At 63.9% G+C, this 15,612-nt stretch carries 16 protein-coding genes and 2 pseudogenes; 5 read left to right on the forward strand and 13 right to left on the reverse strand.

Annotated features, from left to right (window positions below; translation table 11 throughout):
• From IQ782_RS23295 to IQ782_RS23305, 3 genes are all read right to left on the reverse strand, one after another.
• A complete protein-coding gene (locus IQ782_RS23295) occupies positions 1-999 on the reverse strand; it encodes an ABC transporter permease (protein WP_194137075.1) in 999 nt (332 codons plus the stop codon).
• 17 nt (positions 1,000-1,016) lie between these two features.
• Positions 1,017-2,540 carry a sugar ABC transporter ATP-binding protein gene (locus tag IQ782_RS23300; RefSeq protein WP_194137076.1) on the reverse strand — a complete coding sequence of 508 codons (1,524 nt, stop codon included), beginning with the start codon at positions 2,538-2,540 and terminating at the stop codon, positions 1,017-1,019.
• 101 nt (positions 2,541-2,641) lie between these two features.
• A complete protein-coding gene (locus tag IQ782_RS23305) occupies positions 2,642-3,607 on the reverse strand; it encodes a substrate-binding domain-containing protein (RefSeq protein WP_194137077.1) in 966 nt (321 codons plus the stop codon).
• A gap of 181 nt (positions 3,608-3,788) precedes the next feature.
• Here IQ782_RS23305 and IQ782_RS23310 point away from each other — a divergent pair, with 181 nt between their 5' ends.
• Positions 3,789-4,514 carry a FadR/GntR family transcriptional regulator gene (locus IQ782_RS23310; protein WP_194137078.1) on the forward strand — a complete coding sequence of 242 codons (726 nt, stop codon included), beginning with the start codon at positions 3,789-3,791 and terminating at the stop codon, positions 4,512-4,514.
• Positions 4,515-4,532: 18 nt separating this feature from the next.
• Here the strand turns inward: IQ782_RS23310 and IQ782_RS23315 are convergent, their stop codons facing one another.
• From IQ782_RS23315 to IQ782_RS23340, 6 genes are all read right to left on the reverse strand, one after another.
• The gene (locus IQ782_RS23315) at positions 4,533-5,390 is read right to left on the reverse strand and encodes an SMP-30/gluconolactonase/LRE family protein (RefSeq protein ID WP_194137079.1); all 858 of its coding nucleotides are present in this window, start codon (positions 5,388-5,390) and stop codon (positions 4,533-4,535) included.
• Positions 5,387-6,019 carry a 2-dehydro-3-deoxy-6-phosphogalactonate aldolase gene (locus IQ782_RS23320; RefSeq protein WP_240989517.1) on the reverse strand — a complete coding sequence of 211 codons (633 nt, stop codon included), beginning with the start codon at positions 6,017-6,019 and terminating at the stop codon, positions 5,387-5,389. The genes IQ782_RS23315 and IQ782_RS23320 overlap by 4 nt, the downstream gene beginning before the upstream one ends.
• A gap of 1 nt (position 6,020) precedes the next feature.
• On the reverse strand, positions 6,021-6,923 hold the full coding sequence (locus IQ782_RS23325; protein WP_095881234.1) for a 2-dehydro-3-deoxygalactonokinase: 903 nt from the start codon (positions 6,921-6,923) through the stop codon (positions 6,021-6,023).
• A 450-nt stretch (positions 6,924-7,373) separates the two neighbouring features.
• Positions 7,374-8,654, reverse strand: coding sequence for a TRAP transporter large permease (locus IQ782_RS23330; protein WP_194137080.1), 1,281 nt, complete (start codon positions 8,652-8,654; stop codon positions 7,374-7,376).
• A gap of 4 nt (positions 8,655-8,658) precedes the next feature.
• Positions 8,659-9,144, reverse strand: coding sequence for a TRAP transporter small permease (locus IQ782_RS23335; RefSeq protein ID WP_095881233.1), 486 nt, complete (start codon positions 9,142-9,144; stop codon positions 8,659-8,661).
• A 110-nt stretch (positions 9,145-9,254) separates the two neighbouring features.
• A complete protein-coding gene (locus tag IQ782_RS23340; RefSeq protein ID WP_194137081.1) occupies positions 9,255-9,560 on the reverse strand; it encodes a type 2 periplasmic-binding domain-containing protein in 306 nt (101 codons plus the stop codon).
• On the opposite strand from IQ782_RS23340, the gene istB reads away from it, so the two are divergent.
• From istB to IQ782_RS23355, 3 genes and pseudogenes are all read left to right on the forward strand, one after another.
• On the forward strand, positions 9,523-10,464 hold the full coding sequence (gene istB, locus IQ782_RS23345) for an IS21-like element helper ATPase IstB (RefSeq protein ID WP_194137082.1): 942 nt from the start codon (positions 9,523-9,525) through the stop codon (positions 10,462-10,464). The genes IQ782_RS23340 and istB overlap by 38 nt on opposite strands.
• A pseudogene (locus IQ782_RS30440) lies at positions 10,461-10,547 on the forward strand (hypothetical protein); the annotation flags it as partial. The gene istB and the pseudogene IQ782_RS30440, both read left to right, overlap by 4 nt.
• Before the next feature lie 323 nt (positions 10,548-10,870).
• Positions 10,871-11,281 (forward strand): annotated as a pseudogene (locus IQ782_RS23355) (transposase); the annotation flags it as partial.
• A gap of 150 nt (positions 11,282-11,431) precedes the next feature.
• On the opposite strand, the gene IQ782_RS23360 reads toward IQ782_RS23355, so the two are convergent.
• Complete coding sequence (locus IQ782_RS23360; protein WP_095881291.1) at positions 11,432-12,331, reverse strand: LysR family transcriptional regulator; 900 nt, start codon at positions 12,329-12,331, stop codon at positions 11,432-11,434.
• A gap of 107 nt (positions 12,332-12,438) precedes the next feature.
• Between IQ782_RS23360 and IQ782_RS23365 the strand changes: the two genes are divergently transcribed.
• A complete protein-coding gene (locus tag IQ782_RS23365; protein ID WP_194137083.1) occupies positions 12,439-13,062 on the forward strand; it encodes an NADPH-dependent F420 reductase in 624 nt (207 codons plus the stop codon).
• A 46-nt stretch (positions 13,063-13,108) separates the two neighbouring features.
• On the opposite strand, the gene IQ782_RS23370 is transcribed toward IQ782_RS23365, so the two are convergent.
• The 3 genes from IQ782_RS23370 to IQ782_RS23380 form a co-directional block, all read right to left on the reverse strand.
• On the reverse strand, positions 13,109-13,753 hold the full coding sequence (locus IQ782_RS23370; RefSeq protein ID WP_194137084.1) for a TetR/AcrR family transcriptional regulator: 645 nt from the start codon (positions 13,751-13,753) through the stop codon (positions 13,109-13,111).
• A 17-nt stretch (positions 13,754-13,770) separates the two neighbouring features.
• Positions 13,771-14,175, reverse strand: coding sequence for a DoxX family protein (locus IQ782_RS23375; RefSeq protein ID WP_194137085.1), 405 nt, complete (start codon positions 14,173-14,175; stop codon positions 13,771-13,773).
• 311 nt (positions 14,176-14,486) lie between these two features.
• Positions 14,487-15,596 carry an oxidoreductase gene (locus IQ782_RS23380; RefSeq protein WP_194137086.1) on the reverse strand — a complete coding sequence of 370 codons (1,110 nt, stop codon included), beginning with the start codon at positions 15,594-15,596 and terminating at the stop codon, positions 14,487-14,489.
• Positions 15,597-15,612: the final 16 nt, after the last annotated feature.

Below are 15,612 nucleotides of genomic sequence, written 5' to 3' on the forward strand. Positions count from 1 at the left end.
TCAGCCCTTCTTCGCCGCGCCGCGCTTGATCGCATAGATGTTGGCAAGAACCGCCGCGACGATGATGATGCCGCGCACCACTTCTTGGATGAAGGCGTTGATGCCAAGCAGGATCAGCCCATTGCCGATCAGCGTGATGACCAGAACCCCAAGCAACGTGCCCAGCATCGAGCCACGGCCACCCGAAAGCGCGGTGCCGCCAACGACCACCGCCGCGATCACGTCAAACTCGAGCCCTGAGGCCGCGGTCGCGTTGCCCGAGCCAAGACGTGCAAGCAGCAGCATGCCCGAGATCGCCGCCATCATGCCAGCCAGCACAAAGATAGTGACGCGGATGCGGCGCACGTTGATGCCCGACAGGAAGGCCGCCTGCGCGTTGCCGCCCACCGCAAAGACCGATCGGCCGAAGGCGGTGCGCTTGCTGACGAACCAGAAGACCGCGAAGAGGACCATCATGATGATCGCCGCCGGCGGCAGGCCAAAGATCGGACGGTCAAGCATGTCGACGATGTCATTGCGACCGATCGAGACCGGCAGCGCATCGGTGAAGTAGAGCGACAGCCCGCGCAGCGCCGACCACAGCCCCAGCGTCGCCACGAAGGACGGCACGTCGAAATAGGCGCGCAGTGCCCCGGCTATAGAGCCCAGCAGCCCGCCGATCACGATCGCCAGCACGAAGGCGCCGACGGTCGGCACGCCCCATTGGATCAGGTAGGCTAGAACCACCGAGATGAAGGCGACCATCGGCCCGGTCGATACGTCGATCTCGCCAGCGATGATGATCAGCGTCGCGGCCCACGCGGCGATGCCGATGGTGGCGGCGTCGCGCAGGATGTTGGTCTGGTTGTAGAACGACAGGAACCCATCGGCGGTCAGGCCGAAGATGATGTATAGAAGCACGATCGCCGCGAAGAGGCTGAGCTCGTTCATGTGCTGGCCAAGTCGGGACATCGGGGAACGGCCTCCGGTTACAGACGGGTTGGTTGTGGCTTCGGTCATGTTGGAAACTCCGGTAGTCAGGCCGCGTCGGACGCCAGGCAGGCCGCAAAGATCGCGTCCTGATGGATGTCCGGGGCCGTCATCTCCTCGGCGATGCGCCCTTCGCGCAGCACCAGAACTCGGTCGCAGACCAGCGGCAGCTCTTCGATCTCGGAGGAGACAAAGAGCACTGCCTTGCCCTCGGCGGCGAGCTCGCGGACGATCTGATAGATTTGCGCCTTCGCCTCGACATCGACGCCGCGCGTCGGCTCGTCGAGCAGCAGCACCCTGCTGCCGGCATGCACCCAGCGGCCGATGACCACCTTCTGCTGGTTGCCCCCCGAAAGGGTCGAGATGGCGCTGTCGGTGCGGGCGGTCTTGACGTGCAGACGCTCGATTACCCGGCGCGTCGCCTCGGCGATCAGCCCCGCTTGCAGTACGCCGCTGCGGGTCACGCTGCTCCAGTCGGTGACAACGGTGTTCTCGTCGACCCCGAGCAGCGGCACGATGCCTGCGTCCTTGCGGCTCTCGGGGGTAAAGCCGAAGCCAAGGTCTTTCATCTTTCGGAAACTGCGGCCGGAAACGGGCTTGCCGTCGACGCTTACGGTGCCGCCAGAGGACGGGCGCACGCCCATGATCGCCTCGAGGATCTCGGTGCGCCCCGAGCCGAGCAGCCCGGCGATGCCCAGCACCTCGCCCGCGCGCAGCGAGAAGCCGACGTCGGCGATTTTGGGCTGCACGGACAGCGCGTCAACGCGCAGGATCTCCGGACCCGGTTGCGCTGGAACCACTGCGTCGTGCTCCTTGCCGCTGGCCCCCAGCATCAGGCGGACAATCTCCTGCGTGTCGGCGCCCTCGACGTCGACGGTCTCGATGATCCGGCCGTCGCGCATCACGGTGACGCTGTCGGCGATCTGGCGGATCTCGTTCATCCGGTGGCTCACATAGACCACGGCAATCCCGGCGGCGGAGATGCGGTCGACAGCAGCAAGCACCTTGCGCGCCTCCGCATCGGCCAGCGAAGAGGTCGGCTCATCAAGGATGACCATGCGCGGCTTGCCGGGCAGCACGCGGGCGATCTCGACCAGCTGGCGCTCGGCGGGCGAAAGGATCGACACGGGTTGTTGGGGATCGATGTCGAGGCCGAGACTGTCGAGCGCGTGCCGCGCCTCCTCGTGCAGCGCCTGCATGTCGATCATACCGCCGCGTCCGGGCCAGCGGCCAAGAAAGAGGTTCTCGGCGACCGACATGTCGGGCACGAGGCTGAGCTCTTGATAGACCACCCGCACGCCGTGACTATAAGCCTCGGCGGCCCGCTGCGCGCCACTCGCGGAGAGCGGTGTGTCATCGATTGTGACGATGCCGGTATCTGGCTCTTCGGCGCCCGTCAGAAGGCGGATCAGCGTGGACTTGCCCGCGCCGTTCTTGCCCAGAAGCGCGCGGACCTGTCCTTCACGCAGCTCGAAGTCAGCGCTGTCGAGCGCCAGTACGCCGGGATACTGCTTGGTGCAGCCCTCAAGCCTGGCGATGACCGGACGGTCCTTGGGGATGGGGTGTTTCATGGGCTCTCCTCTCTGCGACCGCGTGGGTCGCCCGGCAGGGGCGCTCAGCGCGCCCCCGCCAATTCCTCCGGCAGCGCGGGGCGGGCTCCGCAGCTCAAAGATCAGGGGATGCCGTCGGGATGCGCCTGAAGCCAGGCCGCACCGCCCTCCGACGTATTGTAGAGTTCGATCTCGGCCGGCGCCTGGATGTCACCGTCGGTCTCGCCTGCGATGGCCTTCACGGCCTCGGCAAAAGCCAGCCGGCCCATGCCCTGCCCCGAGATGTCGACGACGCCCTTGATGACGTCGAAATCCTCAAGCTCGCGGGCGATCTCGGTGGTCATGTCACCGCCAAAGACGACAACATCACCAACCCGGCCCTGCGAGCGCACTGCGCGTGCCGCGCCGAGCGTTGCGCCGCCAGCCTCGCCGAAGATCGCATCGAGGTCCTCCAGCGACGACAGCATGGTCGAGGCAACCGACACGGCGTTGTCGAGGATCGCGCCCTCTTGGTTGGCAACGATCTGGTAGCCGGGCACCTTCTCGCCAAGCGCTGCCTCGAAACCTTCGCGGCGGGTGATGCAGACTTCGACGAACTCGCAGTTCAGCACCGCGATCTTGGGCTCCTCGATGCCGGCCTCGATGAAGTAATCCGCGGCAGCATCGCCCAACTTCGCGCCGAACTCATAGGGATCGCCAACGGCATATGCCGAGACGAAGTCCTGCTGATCGGCTTCCGACAGACAGGTGTTATAACACACAACGGGGATGCCCGCGTCATGTGCGCGGCGGATCGAACGGTACGAGCCGTCCGCCGACACCGGCGAGACGATGATCGCCTCGACCCCGGCCGAAATCAGCGAGTCGATGAACGAGCTTTCCTTGCTGACGTCGCCCTGCGCGTTGGTCTCAATAATTTCGAGATCGCGCTGCGCCTCGCTTGCGGCGTCCTGGATGCCTTTGCGGACGCCGGCGTAGAAGCCCTGCGCGTCCATGTAGATCGCACCGACTTTGAGCGCATCCTGCGCGGCAACGGGTGCCGCAACGACAAGCGAAGCCGCGACCATCGCGGCGGTAAGTGATTTCATGGTTTCCTCCCAACGAATCCTCACGTCTCAGGATATAATAGTAGGTATCCTATCCGTAAATAGTATTTATTAACCTCATTTGTCGTATACAGTCGAAAGGCGCCGCGCTAAAGTGCGGTGCACCTAAAAGTTGAAGGAGCCAAAGACCGTGGAAGGTTCAAAGCCAGCCAGCACATCCCTCATGACCCTTTCGGCCGACGCTGGCCGTCAGGGCCGGCGCGTGATGTCGAATTGCCTGCGGGAATTCGTCAACGCGGTGGTGTCGGGCGATCTTCCAGAAGGCTCCACCCTGCCGAGCGAGGCCGAACTCATGGCCCGCTTCGGGGTCAGCCGCACCACCCTGCGCGAGACCATGCAGCACATGGTGGCGCAGGGGCTGATCCGCTCCCGGCCCCGCGCTGGCACCACTGTCATGCCGCGCGAACAATGGAACATGCTCGATCCCGTGGTTCTCGACTCGGCGCTGGCCCATGCGGACGATTTTGCCTTCTACAACGCGTTGATCGAGGCGCGCGAAGTGCTGGAACCCGCCGCCGCCGCCGCAGCCGCCGCCAGCGCAGACAACCGCGCCCTGATGGAGATCACCCGCCATTTCGAGGCCATGCGCACCTCTGGCGGACGCGACGAAGAAGCGTGGAGTCAGGCCGACCTCGGCTTTCACACGGCGATCATCGAGGCCAGCGGCAACTGGGTCTTCGCGCAGTTCGGCATCGCCATCCGCGCCGCGCTGCTGGCCAGTTTCCGCAAGACCAATCGCGCCAGCCAATCCTTCGAGGAGGCATTGGCGATGCACGGGCGGGTGCTCGAGGCGATCCGCATGCGCAAGCCGGAGGAGGCGCGCGCCGCCATGCAGGCGCTGCTTGGGCACGCGCGGCACGACATGGAAACCGTGCACCCCCGGCCCTGACCCGGTTCGCGATCCGCTTCAGATGATCAGGTCGGGCGCCTGAAGGCCGGGTACCGCAAGCGGCGCAAGGTGGGTCAGCCCGTCGGCCTCGCCGCCCCGATCCAAGCCGAGCGCCGCTGTGGTAATCAGCAGGCGGTCGGCCTTCGGCCCAACGAAGGCCGGGCAGCTCGGCTGCGACGCCGGCAATCCGATCCGCGCCACATCCACCCCTTCCGGGCTGTAGCGTACCACGGATGCGCTGCCCCAGACCGCCACCCAGAGGCAGCCCTCTGCGTCCACCACCGCGCCATCGGGACCACCGTCGAAACGGTCGCGCCAGATCTGCGGGGCCCCGGTCGGCAGGCCGGTTGCGCGGTCGAGCGGGACGCGGAAGATCGTGCCCTTCGCGGTATCGGCGAAATAGCCAAGCGCGCCATCGGGCGAAAAGCAGATCGCGTTAGTGATGGTGATGCCATCGAACAGCCGGGTCAGCACCCCGGCGCGGTAGTGCCATATCATGCCTGCACCAGGCTGCGCATCCCAGCCCATCGTACCCAGCCACATCGCGCCGCACGGATGCACCCGCGCATCGTTGCTGCGGGTCTCTGGATCGTCCGCTTCGATGGCCTGCAGCGGGGTGAGCGCGCCGCTGGCGACATCGCGCAGCACCAGCCCCGTTTCGGTGAACAGCGCCTGTCGCCGTGCATCGACCCGCGCCAACGCCGACGCGGCGAAGGGCAGCGCATGTACGCGCGAGAGCCCTTGGGAAAAACTGTATTCATGCAGCGCCCGCCCGGTGATGTCGAACCACCAGGCGGTATCGGTGTGCGGATCGTAGGTCGGCCCCTCCCCCAGTTCGCAGCGCGGATGATCCAGCGCGGTGACGGCTTCGCTCATGCCCCGGCCCCCTGATCGTAGGCCGCGACGGTGCGCCGCGCGCGCTCGGCCACATCCGCCGCGCTCATCCCCGGCTTGTAGAGGCTCGAGCCCATCCCGAAGGCCGAGACCCCAGCGGTGCGATAGGCCTCGAAGCTGGTCTCGTCCACCCCGCCGACGGCGCCGATGACGGTCTGCGGCGGCAGCACTGCGCGCATTGCCGCAATGCCGGACGGGCCGATCACCGCCGCCGGGAAGAATTTCAGCGCGGACGCGCCGTGGCGCAGCGCCAAAAAGGCCTCGGTCGGCGTCAGCACGCCGGGCATCGACACAAGACCCAGCTCGGCGGCCGCATCCAGCACCTCGGCATCGACGTTGGGGCTGACCAGCAGCCGCCCGCCAACCTCTGACAGGCGGCGCACTTCGGCGGCGGTCAACACGGTCCCGGCACCGATCAGCACCCCCTCGGGGGCCATCCGCGCAGCCCGACCGATGGACTCGAAAGGATCAGGGGAATTCAGCGGAATTTCAATCGCCTCGAAACCGGCCTCGATCAGCGCCGCGACGATGGGCTCAACCTCTTCGGGGCGCACACCGCGCAGGATCGCAACGAGGTTGCGGGTCAGTCTGGGCCAGGGGCTCATGCTCATGTCAGTCTCTCCAGATGTCTTGCGCGGCCCGGATCAGGCCATTGCGGGTCACCTCTTCGCCGTCGCGGAGGTGCACGTCGAACCCTGCGGCCCGCAGGGCCGTGTCATAGGCTTGCGCCATCGCGCCGCCTGCGATCAGGGTGATCTTGCCGGGCCCGTGTTGCGCCCGCGCCGCGGCACACTCGGCGCCGATCAACAGCCCCGAAAGCCGCGCCCGTGACGAGGCCGCTTGTCCGGCCCCAAGAACAACCGAGGCGCGCAGCCCAAAGAACGCCTGCCAGACCCGCACGGGATCGGCCAGCGCCTCGTCCACCGCAGTGCGGAAATCGGAGGCATCCCACGCCTCATCAAGCGTCTTGGCCAGAATGCTGTGCTGCGAGACGACCTCGAAGAGCTCGCCGGTCATATAGGTGGTGAAGCCGGTCAGCCTGTCTTCGTCCAGAGCCACCCACTTTGAATGGGTGCCGGGCAGGCAGACCAGCGGGGTCTGCGCGCCGCCGCGCAGCCCGAGGATTTGCGTTTCCTCGCCACGCATCACGTCGGGCGTAGGGCTCCGCGTTGAGACGCCGGGCAGGATCCGCACGTCCCGCTCTGGCAGATCGACCCGGCAGGCACCGGCCCCGAGCTCCGCGAGCCCGAGCGGCGCCTCGAGATAGCCAGCCTCCTGCCAACCGCCGGCAGCCCCGGCCATGCCGCAGATCAGCACTGGCACACCCGGCGGCACCGAGAGCTTTTCGAGCCCCTCGGCGAGCACCTGCGGGTAGTCGGCGGGCGCAAGGAACTTCATCCCACGCGGGTCGGTCACAGGGGCGGATATCTCAGTTCCCCCGGACCAGGCCCACATCCTCAGCTTGCTTGTGCCCCAGTCCGCAAGGACCGCGCGCACGGCAGACGTCTCGTGCATGTCAGACTCTCCCCAATCGTTTGACACCGCGATACGGGATTGCCGCGCATTATTGTAGTATTTTTTTCTTTATTTATACTATCTAAAACGTATCTGTACTTTAGGCGAAGTGCGCCCGCGGTGCGCATTCGTGCGAGGCACGCAGTCGGAGCGACGGCCGAAGCGAACCTGTGGATATAGTTCGCAAGTAATACTGGACCCTGAAACTCGTGGTCTCCCCGATTGCGAAAAAGTGACGCCCGACGGCGCTTTCTCTGCCGCCCTTTCCCTCGACGCAGCCAATAGTGCGCCATCCAAGCTCCAGAGACGAAAGCGGGCAATCCACGTACTGATATCTAGCCTGGCGAGCCACCATGCTCGAAGGTCGAGGCCAGCTAGGCTGGCCATACTAGTGCGTGCACGGCGACATTAGGATTGGCGTCGCCGTGCTGCGGAATAATCGTGGGAAGCTCATTGTCCGAGCAGAAGGTTCGGGAGGAAGAGGGAAAGCTGCGGGAAGAAGCTGAGCAGGAACAGCAGCAGGATCAGGGGGATCATCATCGGCAGGACCGCGATCGTGATGCGTTCCACCGGCACGTTGGAGATCTTCGAGGCAATGAATAGCCCGACCCCCATGGGTGGGGTCGCGATACCAATGGAGAGCGCCAGCGTGAGCATCACGCCGAACTGGATCCGGTCGATGGCGAAGTGATCCAGGATCGGCAGCAGAACCGGCACCAGGATGATCTTGGCCGGGACGCTTTCGATGAAGCAGCCGATGATGAGCAGGAAGAGGACCAGGACCACGGTGAAGGCGGCCTTGTTCTCAACGAACTGCATGGTGAATGCGGCGACCGCCTGGGGCAGCTGCTCGATCGCGATCAGCCAGCCGACAAGCGCCGATACGCCGGTGATCATCAGGATGAAGACGCTGGAGAAGGCGGTGCTGACAAGGGCGCGGTAGAGGCCCTTGAGGTTCAGCGTCCGGTAGGCCAGCCCGAGGAACAGCGCGTAGAAGCTGGCCAGGACGCCGGCCTCGGTCGCGGTGACCCAGCCGGTGAGGATGCCGCCCAGGATGATGGCGGGGGTGACCAGTGCGCCGATGCCGTGCAGGCCGGCATTGACCACTTCGCGCGGCTTGGCCGGAGCCTGCTTGGGGAAGTTGTTGTGGCGCGAGACGATGGCCACGTAGATCATTAGGAAGACCGCCAGCAGGCCCCCGGGAACCAGGGTGGCCATGAAGAGGCGCGCAACCGAGGTTTCCGACAGGTAGGCATAGACGATCAGGCCGATGGAGGGCGGCAGCATCGGGCCGAGCATCGAGGTTGCCACGGTCAGGGCGGCCGCGAAGGTCGCCGGGTAGCCGCGTTTGCGCATGGCCTCGACCTCGATCGTGCCCATGCCAGAGATATCGGCCAGGGCAGAGCCCGACGCGCCCGAGAAGATGAGCGAGGCCAGGACGTTGACCTGTGCCAGCCCGCCCCGGAAACGACCGACCAGCGAATCCGCGAAGGCAAAGATGCGATCGCTGACGCCGGTGATGTTCATCAGGTTGCCGGCCAGGATGAAGAAGGGGATCGCCGGCAGCGTGTCGCTTTCGACCCCGTCCAGGATCTGCTGGGGCAGGATGAAGAGCATGCCGCCGAAGCCCGCCCAGAGAACGCCTGCCAGGGTGGCGGCGAGCAGGGCGAAGATCGCGGGCACGCCGAGGATCATGAGGGCAATGAAGCCGCCGAAGAGAATCCATGCCATTGGGTCAGACCTCCGGGTGACGGCGTGCCGTCAGGTTGTTGGCCTTGTCGACAAGGATCAGGGCGCAGGAGAGGAACAGGGGGATGGACATCCAGTAGCGGTCAAACCCGACCATCGGGATCGGCCCGACCTGCATCGAGATGGCGCGCGGCGCCTGCCACAGGATCACGGCGCAGACCGCGATGATCAGCAGGTCCACCAGCACGTCCAGAACGCGCACCACACCCTCGGGCATGCGCGTGCGGAAGTATTCCAGCACGACGTCATGGCCCAGGTGGGTCAGCGGGAAGAACCCCAGGAAGACCGTCCAGACGAAGATGACGACGGTCCAGGGAATGACCGCTCCGACGTCGGTCCCGAAGAGGCCCCGCCAGGTGATATTGACGCCGTTGAGCAGGGCCATGACGGTGATGCCGATGCAAATCAGGACGGTGCAGACCTGGGACAGTCTATCCAGACCGGCCGACAGCCTTGTTTGTATGCGGTGCATGTTGTCTCCAGGGGGGTAGGTCACGAGCGGAGCGGCTCTTGGGAAATTGCGGCGTTCGGCGGCGTCCCGTGAGGCGCGCCGCCGAACGCTGTCTTGTGAGGGCTCAGCGCTTACTGCGCGGTGCGGGTCGCGTCGACGGCGGCGAAGAAGCCATCGGGCAGATCGCCGGAATGCGCGTCATAGAAGGTTGCCATGGTCTCCACGAAGGGCGTGAGGTCCATGTCGTAGAAGTTCACGCCTTCGGCCTTCATCCGCTCGACCGATTCCGCTGCGGCGGCCTCGACCTGCTCGGTGCCATAGGCGGCGGCATCGGCATAGGCGCGTTCCAGCGCGTCGCGGGTTTCGGGCGAGAGGCCCTCCAGGGCGCGGGTGTTCACCATGAAGCCGACGCTCTGCCAGTATTCATCCTTGTTCATCCTGGGCGTGCGGTTGCCCGATCTGCGCGACCATCTGGACCGGATGCTGACGCGCCTGAAGCTGACAGCCATACGGGATCAGCTCGACAGCTTGCTCGACGAAGCCGGGCGCCGCGAGCTCACGATCCGCGAGGCGCTGACCATGCTGTGTGAACGCGAGATCGCGCGCAAGGACCAGCGCCGGATCGAGATGAGCTTCGGCCTGGCCCGCTTCCCGTTCTACCGCGATCTCGCCGGGTTCGACTTCGCCGCGCAGCCCTCCATCGACCGCGGCCAGATCCGGGACCTCGCCACGGGGCGCTTCATCGCCAATGGCGAGGCGGTGCTACTTCTCGGGCCTCCCGGTGTCGGCAAGACGCATCTGGCCGTTGCCATCGGCCTTGAGGCCATCGTCGCGGGCTACACCGTGCTGTTCGTGCCGGCGACGACGCTGGTCGCGACGCTGGCCAAGGCCCACACCGAGGGGCGACTGGAAGAAAAGCTCACCCATTACCCCAAGCCGAAGCTGCTGATCGTCGATGAGCTCGGCTACCTCCCGTTCGAGCCAGATGCCGCCCACATGTTCTTCCAGCTCGTCAGTCGCCGGTATGAACGTGGCGCCTTGCTGGTGACCTCGAACCGGGCGGTGGGAGAATGGGGCACCGTCTTTGACGACTCCGTGGTTGCCACCGCGATCCTCGATCGGATCCTGCACCACAGCCACGTGGTCACCATCCGCGGCGAGAGCTACCGACTACGCGAAAAGCGGCGGAGCGGCCTTCTGCGGAAGGCCGCTCCGCCGCAAGACAACACCAATGTTCAGCCCAGAATGGAGGGGGGGCAGTTCTTCGTGACGCCGAGGGGTCAGTTCCTGATGTCGTTTGACACATGGCGAGCCCAGGAGAGTGCGAATGCTAACCCATGACAAGTGGGAACAAGGCGAATGGTCGAACCGGCTATCTTGGCCTGACGCCGCGCCGTTATGAGTCGGGCGAGATCAGCCGGAACGGCCGCGTCTCGAAGCGCGGCTATGCGTTCACCAGGAAGTGCCTTTCGAGGCGGCAAACGCGATCTACTGCCGGAAGCTGGGTGGCGGACGCCTTCGCGACTGGGCCAAGGCAATTGCAGAACGCACCGGACCGCGGAAGGCAAAGGTCGCGATGGCAAGGAAACTGGCTGTCACGCTGCACGCCATTTGGCGCACCGGCAAACCCTTCCGGGAGGATGCCGTCCTCTGAACAAGCCAGATCCATGACGCTAACTTCACTACTCCCGAATGCGTCCAGCCGGGACGCGCGGCGAGGGCAAGATCGCTCCCAGGACAGCGGCATTGGGCGACGCGCCGGGTGCTATCTTGGCGGCTCTCAAACACGATGGACACCGAATTCTGCATCGAGGCGCTGGAGGATGCCTTTCGGCTTCACGGACGGCCCGAGATCTTCAACACGGATCAGGGCAGCCAGTTCACCAGCCCGCGCTTCACGCAGCCCTTGCTGGACGCGACGGTGAAGGTCTCCATGGACGGTCGAGGACGCTGGATGGACAACGTCATGATCGAACGTCTATGGCGGTCACTGGAATACGAGTGCGTCTACCTCCACGCCTTCGAAACCGGGTCCGCAGCCCGGGCAGGCATCGGCAAGTGGATCGACTTCTATGACACCGAGCACCCGCATTCGGCACTCGGCGGTAGAACACCGGTCGAGGCCCATCAGGGCCCTGACCTAAAGGCGGCAGCATGATCACCAGGCAAGCTTAGCAGCGCCGCAAAACTGTCCGGGAAATGGGGACCACCTCACGGCACGCAGAAGGACCAGCAGTACGATCAGCACTTGACCAAAGCGATTAATGAACCACCCGGAACATCATCAGAAATGACCTTTTTATTGAATTTATCCGGCTTGCACGGCTTCTCTCAAACCTTCTTTGATGGCATCTACCAAGGCAGCGACCCTCTGCGGAACGTAGCGCCGCGAAGGATAGACAGCATGAATGGGCAGTTGAGGCTGCCCCCACGAAGCCAGAACTTCAATCAGGGCGCCTCGAGAAATGTCTTCCTCGACCAGATGCAGCGGGACTTGGACTATACCCGCTCCGGCAAGTGCTGCCATCCTCTGCGCCTCGTCATAGTCGAGTTCTATTGCCCCCTTAACCTCGGCGATCACTGGCTGACCTGATGAGTCCAAGAAGCGCCATTGATCTCGTGGCTGCAGATTGAGATTGAGAATACAGGGCAACCCAGACAGGTCTGCTGGAGTAGTCGGGGCAGTATTGCGCGAAAGGAAATCTGGGGACGCACAGCAGACAAAGCGGTACGTCCCAATCCGCCGCGCGACAAGCCCACTTGGTTGGAGATTCCCTACGCGAATAGCACAATCGTAGCCCTCGCTGATCAGATCAACCTTCCGGTCATTAAGCGACAGCTCGACCGTCAACATGGGCGCAGTCTCGATCAGCCCGGCAACAATTGTGGCCAGCTTCTTGGTGCCGAGCGTGGTCGGAGCCGAAATCCGCACTCTGCCCTTCAGAGCCGCCTTCGTCTGACCAATATCGGCCAGAGCCTCGACGCCGTCGAGAATCCGTTTGGTTTGAGCGAGGAATTCCTGACCCTGATCGGTGAGCCGCAGCGAGCGCGTGGTGCGTTCGACAAGCCGCACGCCATAGCGATCCTCTAGTGACTGAACCCGTCTGCCAACCATAGCGGGTGACAACCCCAGACGGCGAGCCGCTGCTGCGAAGCTTCCGGCATGGGCAACGCAAACGAAGGTCTCTAGTTCGGGGATGTCACTCATTCGATACTTTCCTGCAATTCAGAAACGCGCATTCACTCACTACACGTAATATGAGATCAACGATAGCTTGCAGTCAGAACATGATCCGCATCGAAAGGGAGTTCATCATGACTACGGCAATCATCGGTCTCGGCAACATGGGCAAAGGCCTTGCGCAGCGCCTGTCCGGGCAGATCCCCCTCCTGCTGGCCAGCCGCAACCCTGACGACGCCGCCGCGCTGGCGACCACGCTTTCGGGCGCGCAGGGCGTCAGCGTCGAGGCCGCCATCGAGGGCGCCGACATCGTCGTTCTGGCCCTTGGCTACGACGCGGCGCTGAGCGTGGCCGCCCTGCCCCAGCTTGTCGGCAAGATCGTCGTGGACCTAACCAACCCCGTGCTGCCCGACTTCTCGGGCCTGCAGATCGGGCACACGACTTCGGCCGCCGAGGAGATCCAAAAGGTCGCGTCGGGCGCCAGGGTGGTCAAGGGCTTCAACACCATCTTCGCCGGACTGTTCGCAACCGACCGCGCCGCGACCTCCACTGTGCCGGTCTTCCTCGCAGGTGACGACCATGACGCCCTGTCCGCCGTCGCGGCACTCGTCGAGAAGGCAGGCTTCGTACCCGAGAGCGTGGGCGGTCTCGATGGTGCCCGTTTGCTGGAGCCGCTGGCCATGCTGAACATCCGCATGGGGTACGGCCTTGGCAAGGGCACCTCGCGCGCTCCGACCTGGACCGAGGTCGCCGCCTGACGTTGTCGGTTTGCCGCGGTACGCAATGTACCGCGGCAACTTCAGGCTAAATTACGGCTCCGGGGCCGTAATAGTTCAGGAAAATCTCAACTCCGGCCCTGACCCGAACCTGAAGCTCGGCTTCGGCAAGCGGATTGCGAACCCCAAGCTTCACCTCCAGATTGGCGAAACCGAGCCACAGACCGGTCAGTTGGTCCGCCGCAAGACGTGTGTCGGTCGTCTGGATCAATCCGTCGGCCAGAGCCTTGTCCAGAAGTGTTTCGAGCAGCCTCTGCGCGCGTCCAGGCCCCAGCTCGAAGAACCTGCCAGGCAGGTCGGAGCGAGCCGCTTCAGCTTCAAGAGAGGCGATCACCCGGTCCCAGCCCACAAGATCTAAATTGTTCACGAAGCCCGCATACCTCAGCCCGAATGAAACGAGCGTTTCGGCTGTAACAATCTCATCGACGAGCGAAGCGAAGGCCGCTTCGGCGATGGTCCCTTCGGCTTCGCGGCGGATCACGGCCTCTACCAGATCTTCCTTGCCGGCAAAATTTGCGTAGACCGTACTCTTGGAAACGCCCGCTTCTGCTGCGATCTCGTCGATAGTCACATCAGGTCCGTTTGTCAGAAGCAGCCGCCGTGCCGCCTCAAGCACGGCGGCCTTTTTCGAAGCATCCCTAGGGCGCCCTCGACGACGTTTCTTCTGGTCCATGGGCACCCTCTCCGCCTTCAGTAAATCATGGAAATTGCGGCCGCGATCATCAGCCCGCCCACCATCGCAAAATGCTCCAGCGCCACCTGAAACTCATGCATGCCTTTCTCTCCGTCAAATTTCCAGAACGCGTGGCCGATCGGAATACACAGCAAGGTAAAGACCCCAAGCGCGCCAGCGCCGAGCCAGGCAAGATCCCGAAAATCGGTGATCAATAGCATTGCGCCCCCTAGCTGGCATACGATCGTTGCGACCGCGAAGGCCACTGGCCGCGGAAGGTTGGCGTCGATCATCTCTTGAACGATGACCTTGAAGTTGAAGACTCCAAATAGCCCCGCCATCCAGAAGAAAGAGGTGAGGATCACCTTCATGAAGATGATCGCGTGTGGGTGGGTGAGGACGGTGTGAAGTAACTGTTCCATGAAGCTCTCGATGATTTATCGCACTCGATGTTCTGGTATATAATTTTCAAACTGTCCAGTACGGTATTTTTGGGAGTCTCGTGCGTGTCGCCTGACGTTCTGTCCCTCAGCGGCCATGCCATGAGCTTACGGAACAGCCCTGCCCTGCGCGGAGATCACCGAGGTTCAGGTGGCAAGGAAAAAGGCCTGGTAGAGCCGAAGCGTCTCCGTGTTTGCCCGTGCCGATCACCTAAAACGCAGAGCATGCTGACCTACCCCTTGCCGGTATCCCTACTGGCAAGGGGTAGGTCTCTGAACCGTCAGGCTACAGTTCAAAGGCCGCCATTGTTGGCCCTATAGCGGGTCAACCAATGGGCATAGGGCGCGGGGAGCGTCCAGGCCGGGCGCGTCGCACCAAGAGTCAAGGCCAAATGGTAAGGATAGTGCGGGTTAGCCAAGAATGCGCGCGCCATCATCACGATATCGATGTGATCGTCGGCAATGGCCCGTTCCGCGTCGGACGGAGCATCCAGAAGCCAGGCCGAGCTGACCGGGATCCCGGCTTCGTCGCGCAGCCGCGCAGCCGTTGGCATCAGGAAGGCCGGACCCCAAGGCACCCGGCCGACGGGTGCGGAGAAGGCCATGCTGGCGCTTACTAAATCTAGTCCGCCCGACTTGAGCTTTGCAACGGCGCCAACCGTCTCGTGCCAGCGGTCCTCGTCCTGACCGTCGAACTCCATCAGCCCCATGCGCGCGGTGAGGGGTAGGCGCTCCGGCCATTCCTCTCTGACGGCTGCCAAGGTCTCCACCAAGAACCGGTACCGACCCTCCGCGTCACCGCCGTAGGTATCCGTCCGGTAGTTGGAATAGGCCGATGCAAAGCTGGAGGCGAGGTATCCGTGAGCGAAGTGCAATTCTAGCCACTCGAAACCAGCAGCGCGTGCCCGCCGCGCGGCGGCTGCAAAATTGCTTTGAACGCGGGCGATCTCCGACAGGTCCATCTCATGTGGGACCTTCGACAATGCGCCCCCGAAAGCCTGGGCGGAGGGCGCAATTGTCTGCCAACCGCGCGGGTCGCCTTCCAGAATGTGATCGTCGCCCTCCCATGGAAGATTGGCGCTAGCCTTGCGTCCGGCATGACCGATCTGAATGCCAGGCACAGCCCCGGCATCCCGGATTGCGGCTGCAATGCGGGCCAGCCCTTCGATCTGCGCATCCTCCCAGAGGCCGGTGCAGCCAGGAGTAATGCGACCCTCGGGCGAGACCGCGGTCGCTTCGACGATCACCAGCCCCGCCCCGCCACGGGCAAGCGAGGTGTAGTGAGCCAGGTGCCAGTCAGTCACGTGACCGTCGACTGCCCGATATTGGCACATAGGCGCCACGGCAATTCGGTTGCGAAGTGTGACATCCTTGAGCGTGTATGGCGTGAACAGCTTAGACATTCTGAGTCCTTTGGAG

This window comes from Salipiger mangrovisoli (genome assembly GCF_015223355.1).
Lineage (GTDB): Bacteria > Pseudomonadota > Alphaproteobacteria > Rhodobacterales > Rhodobacteraceae > Salipiger > Salipiger mangrovisoli.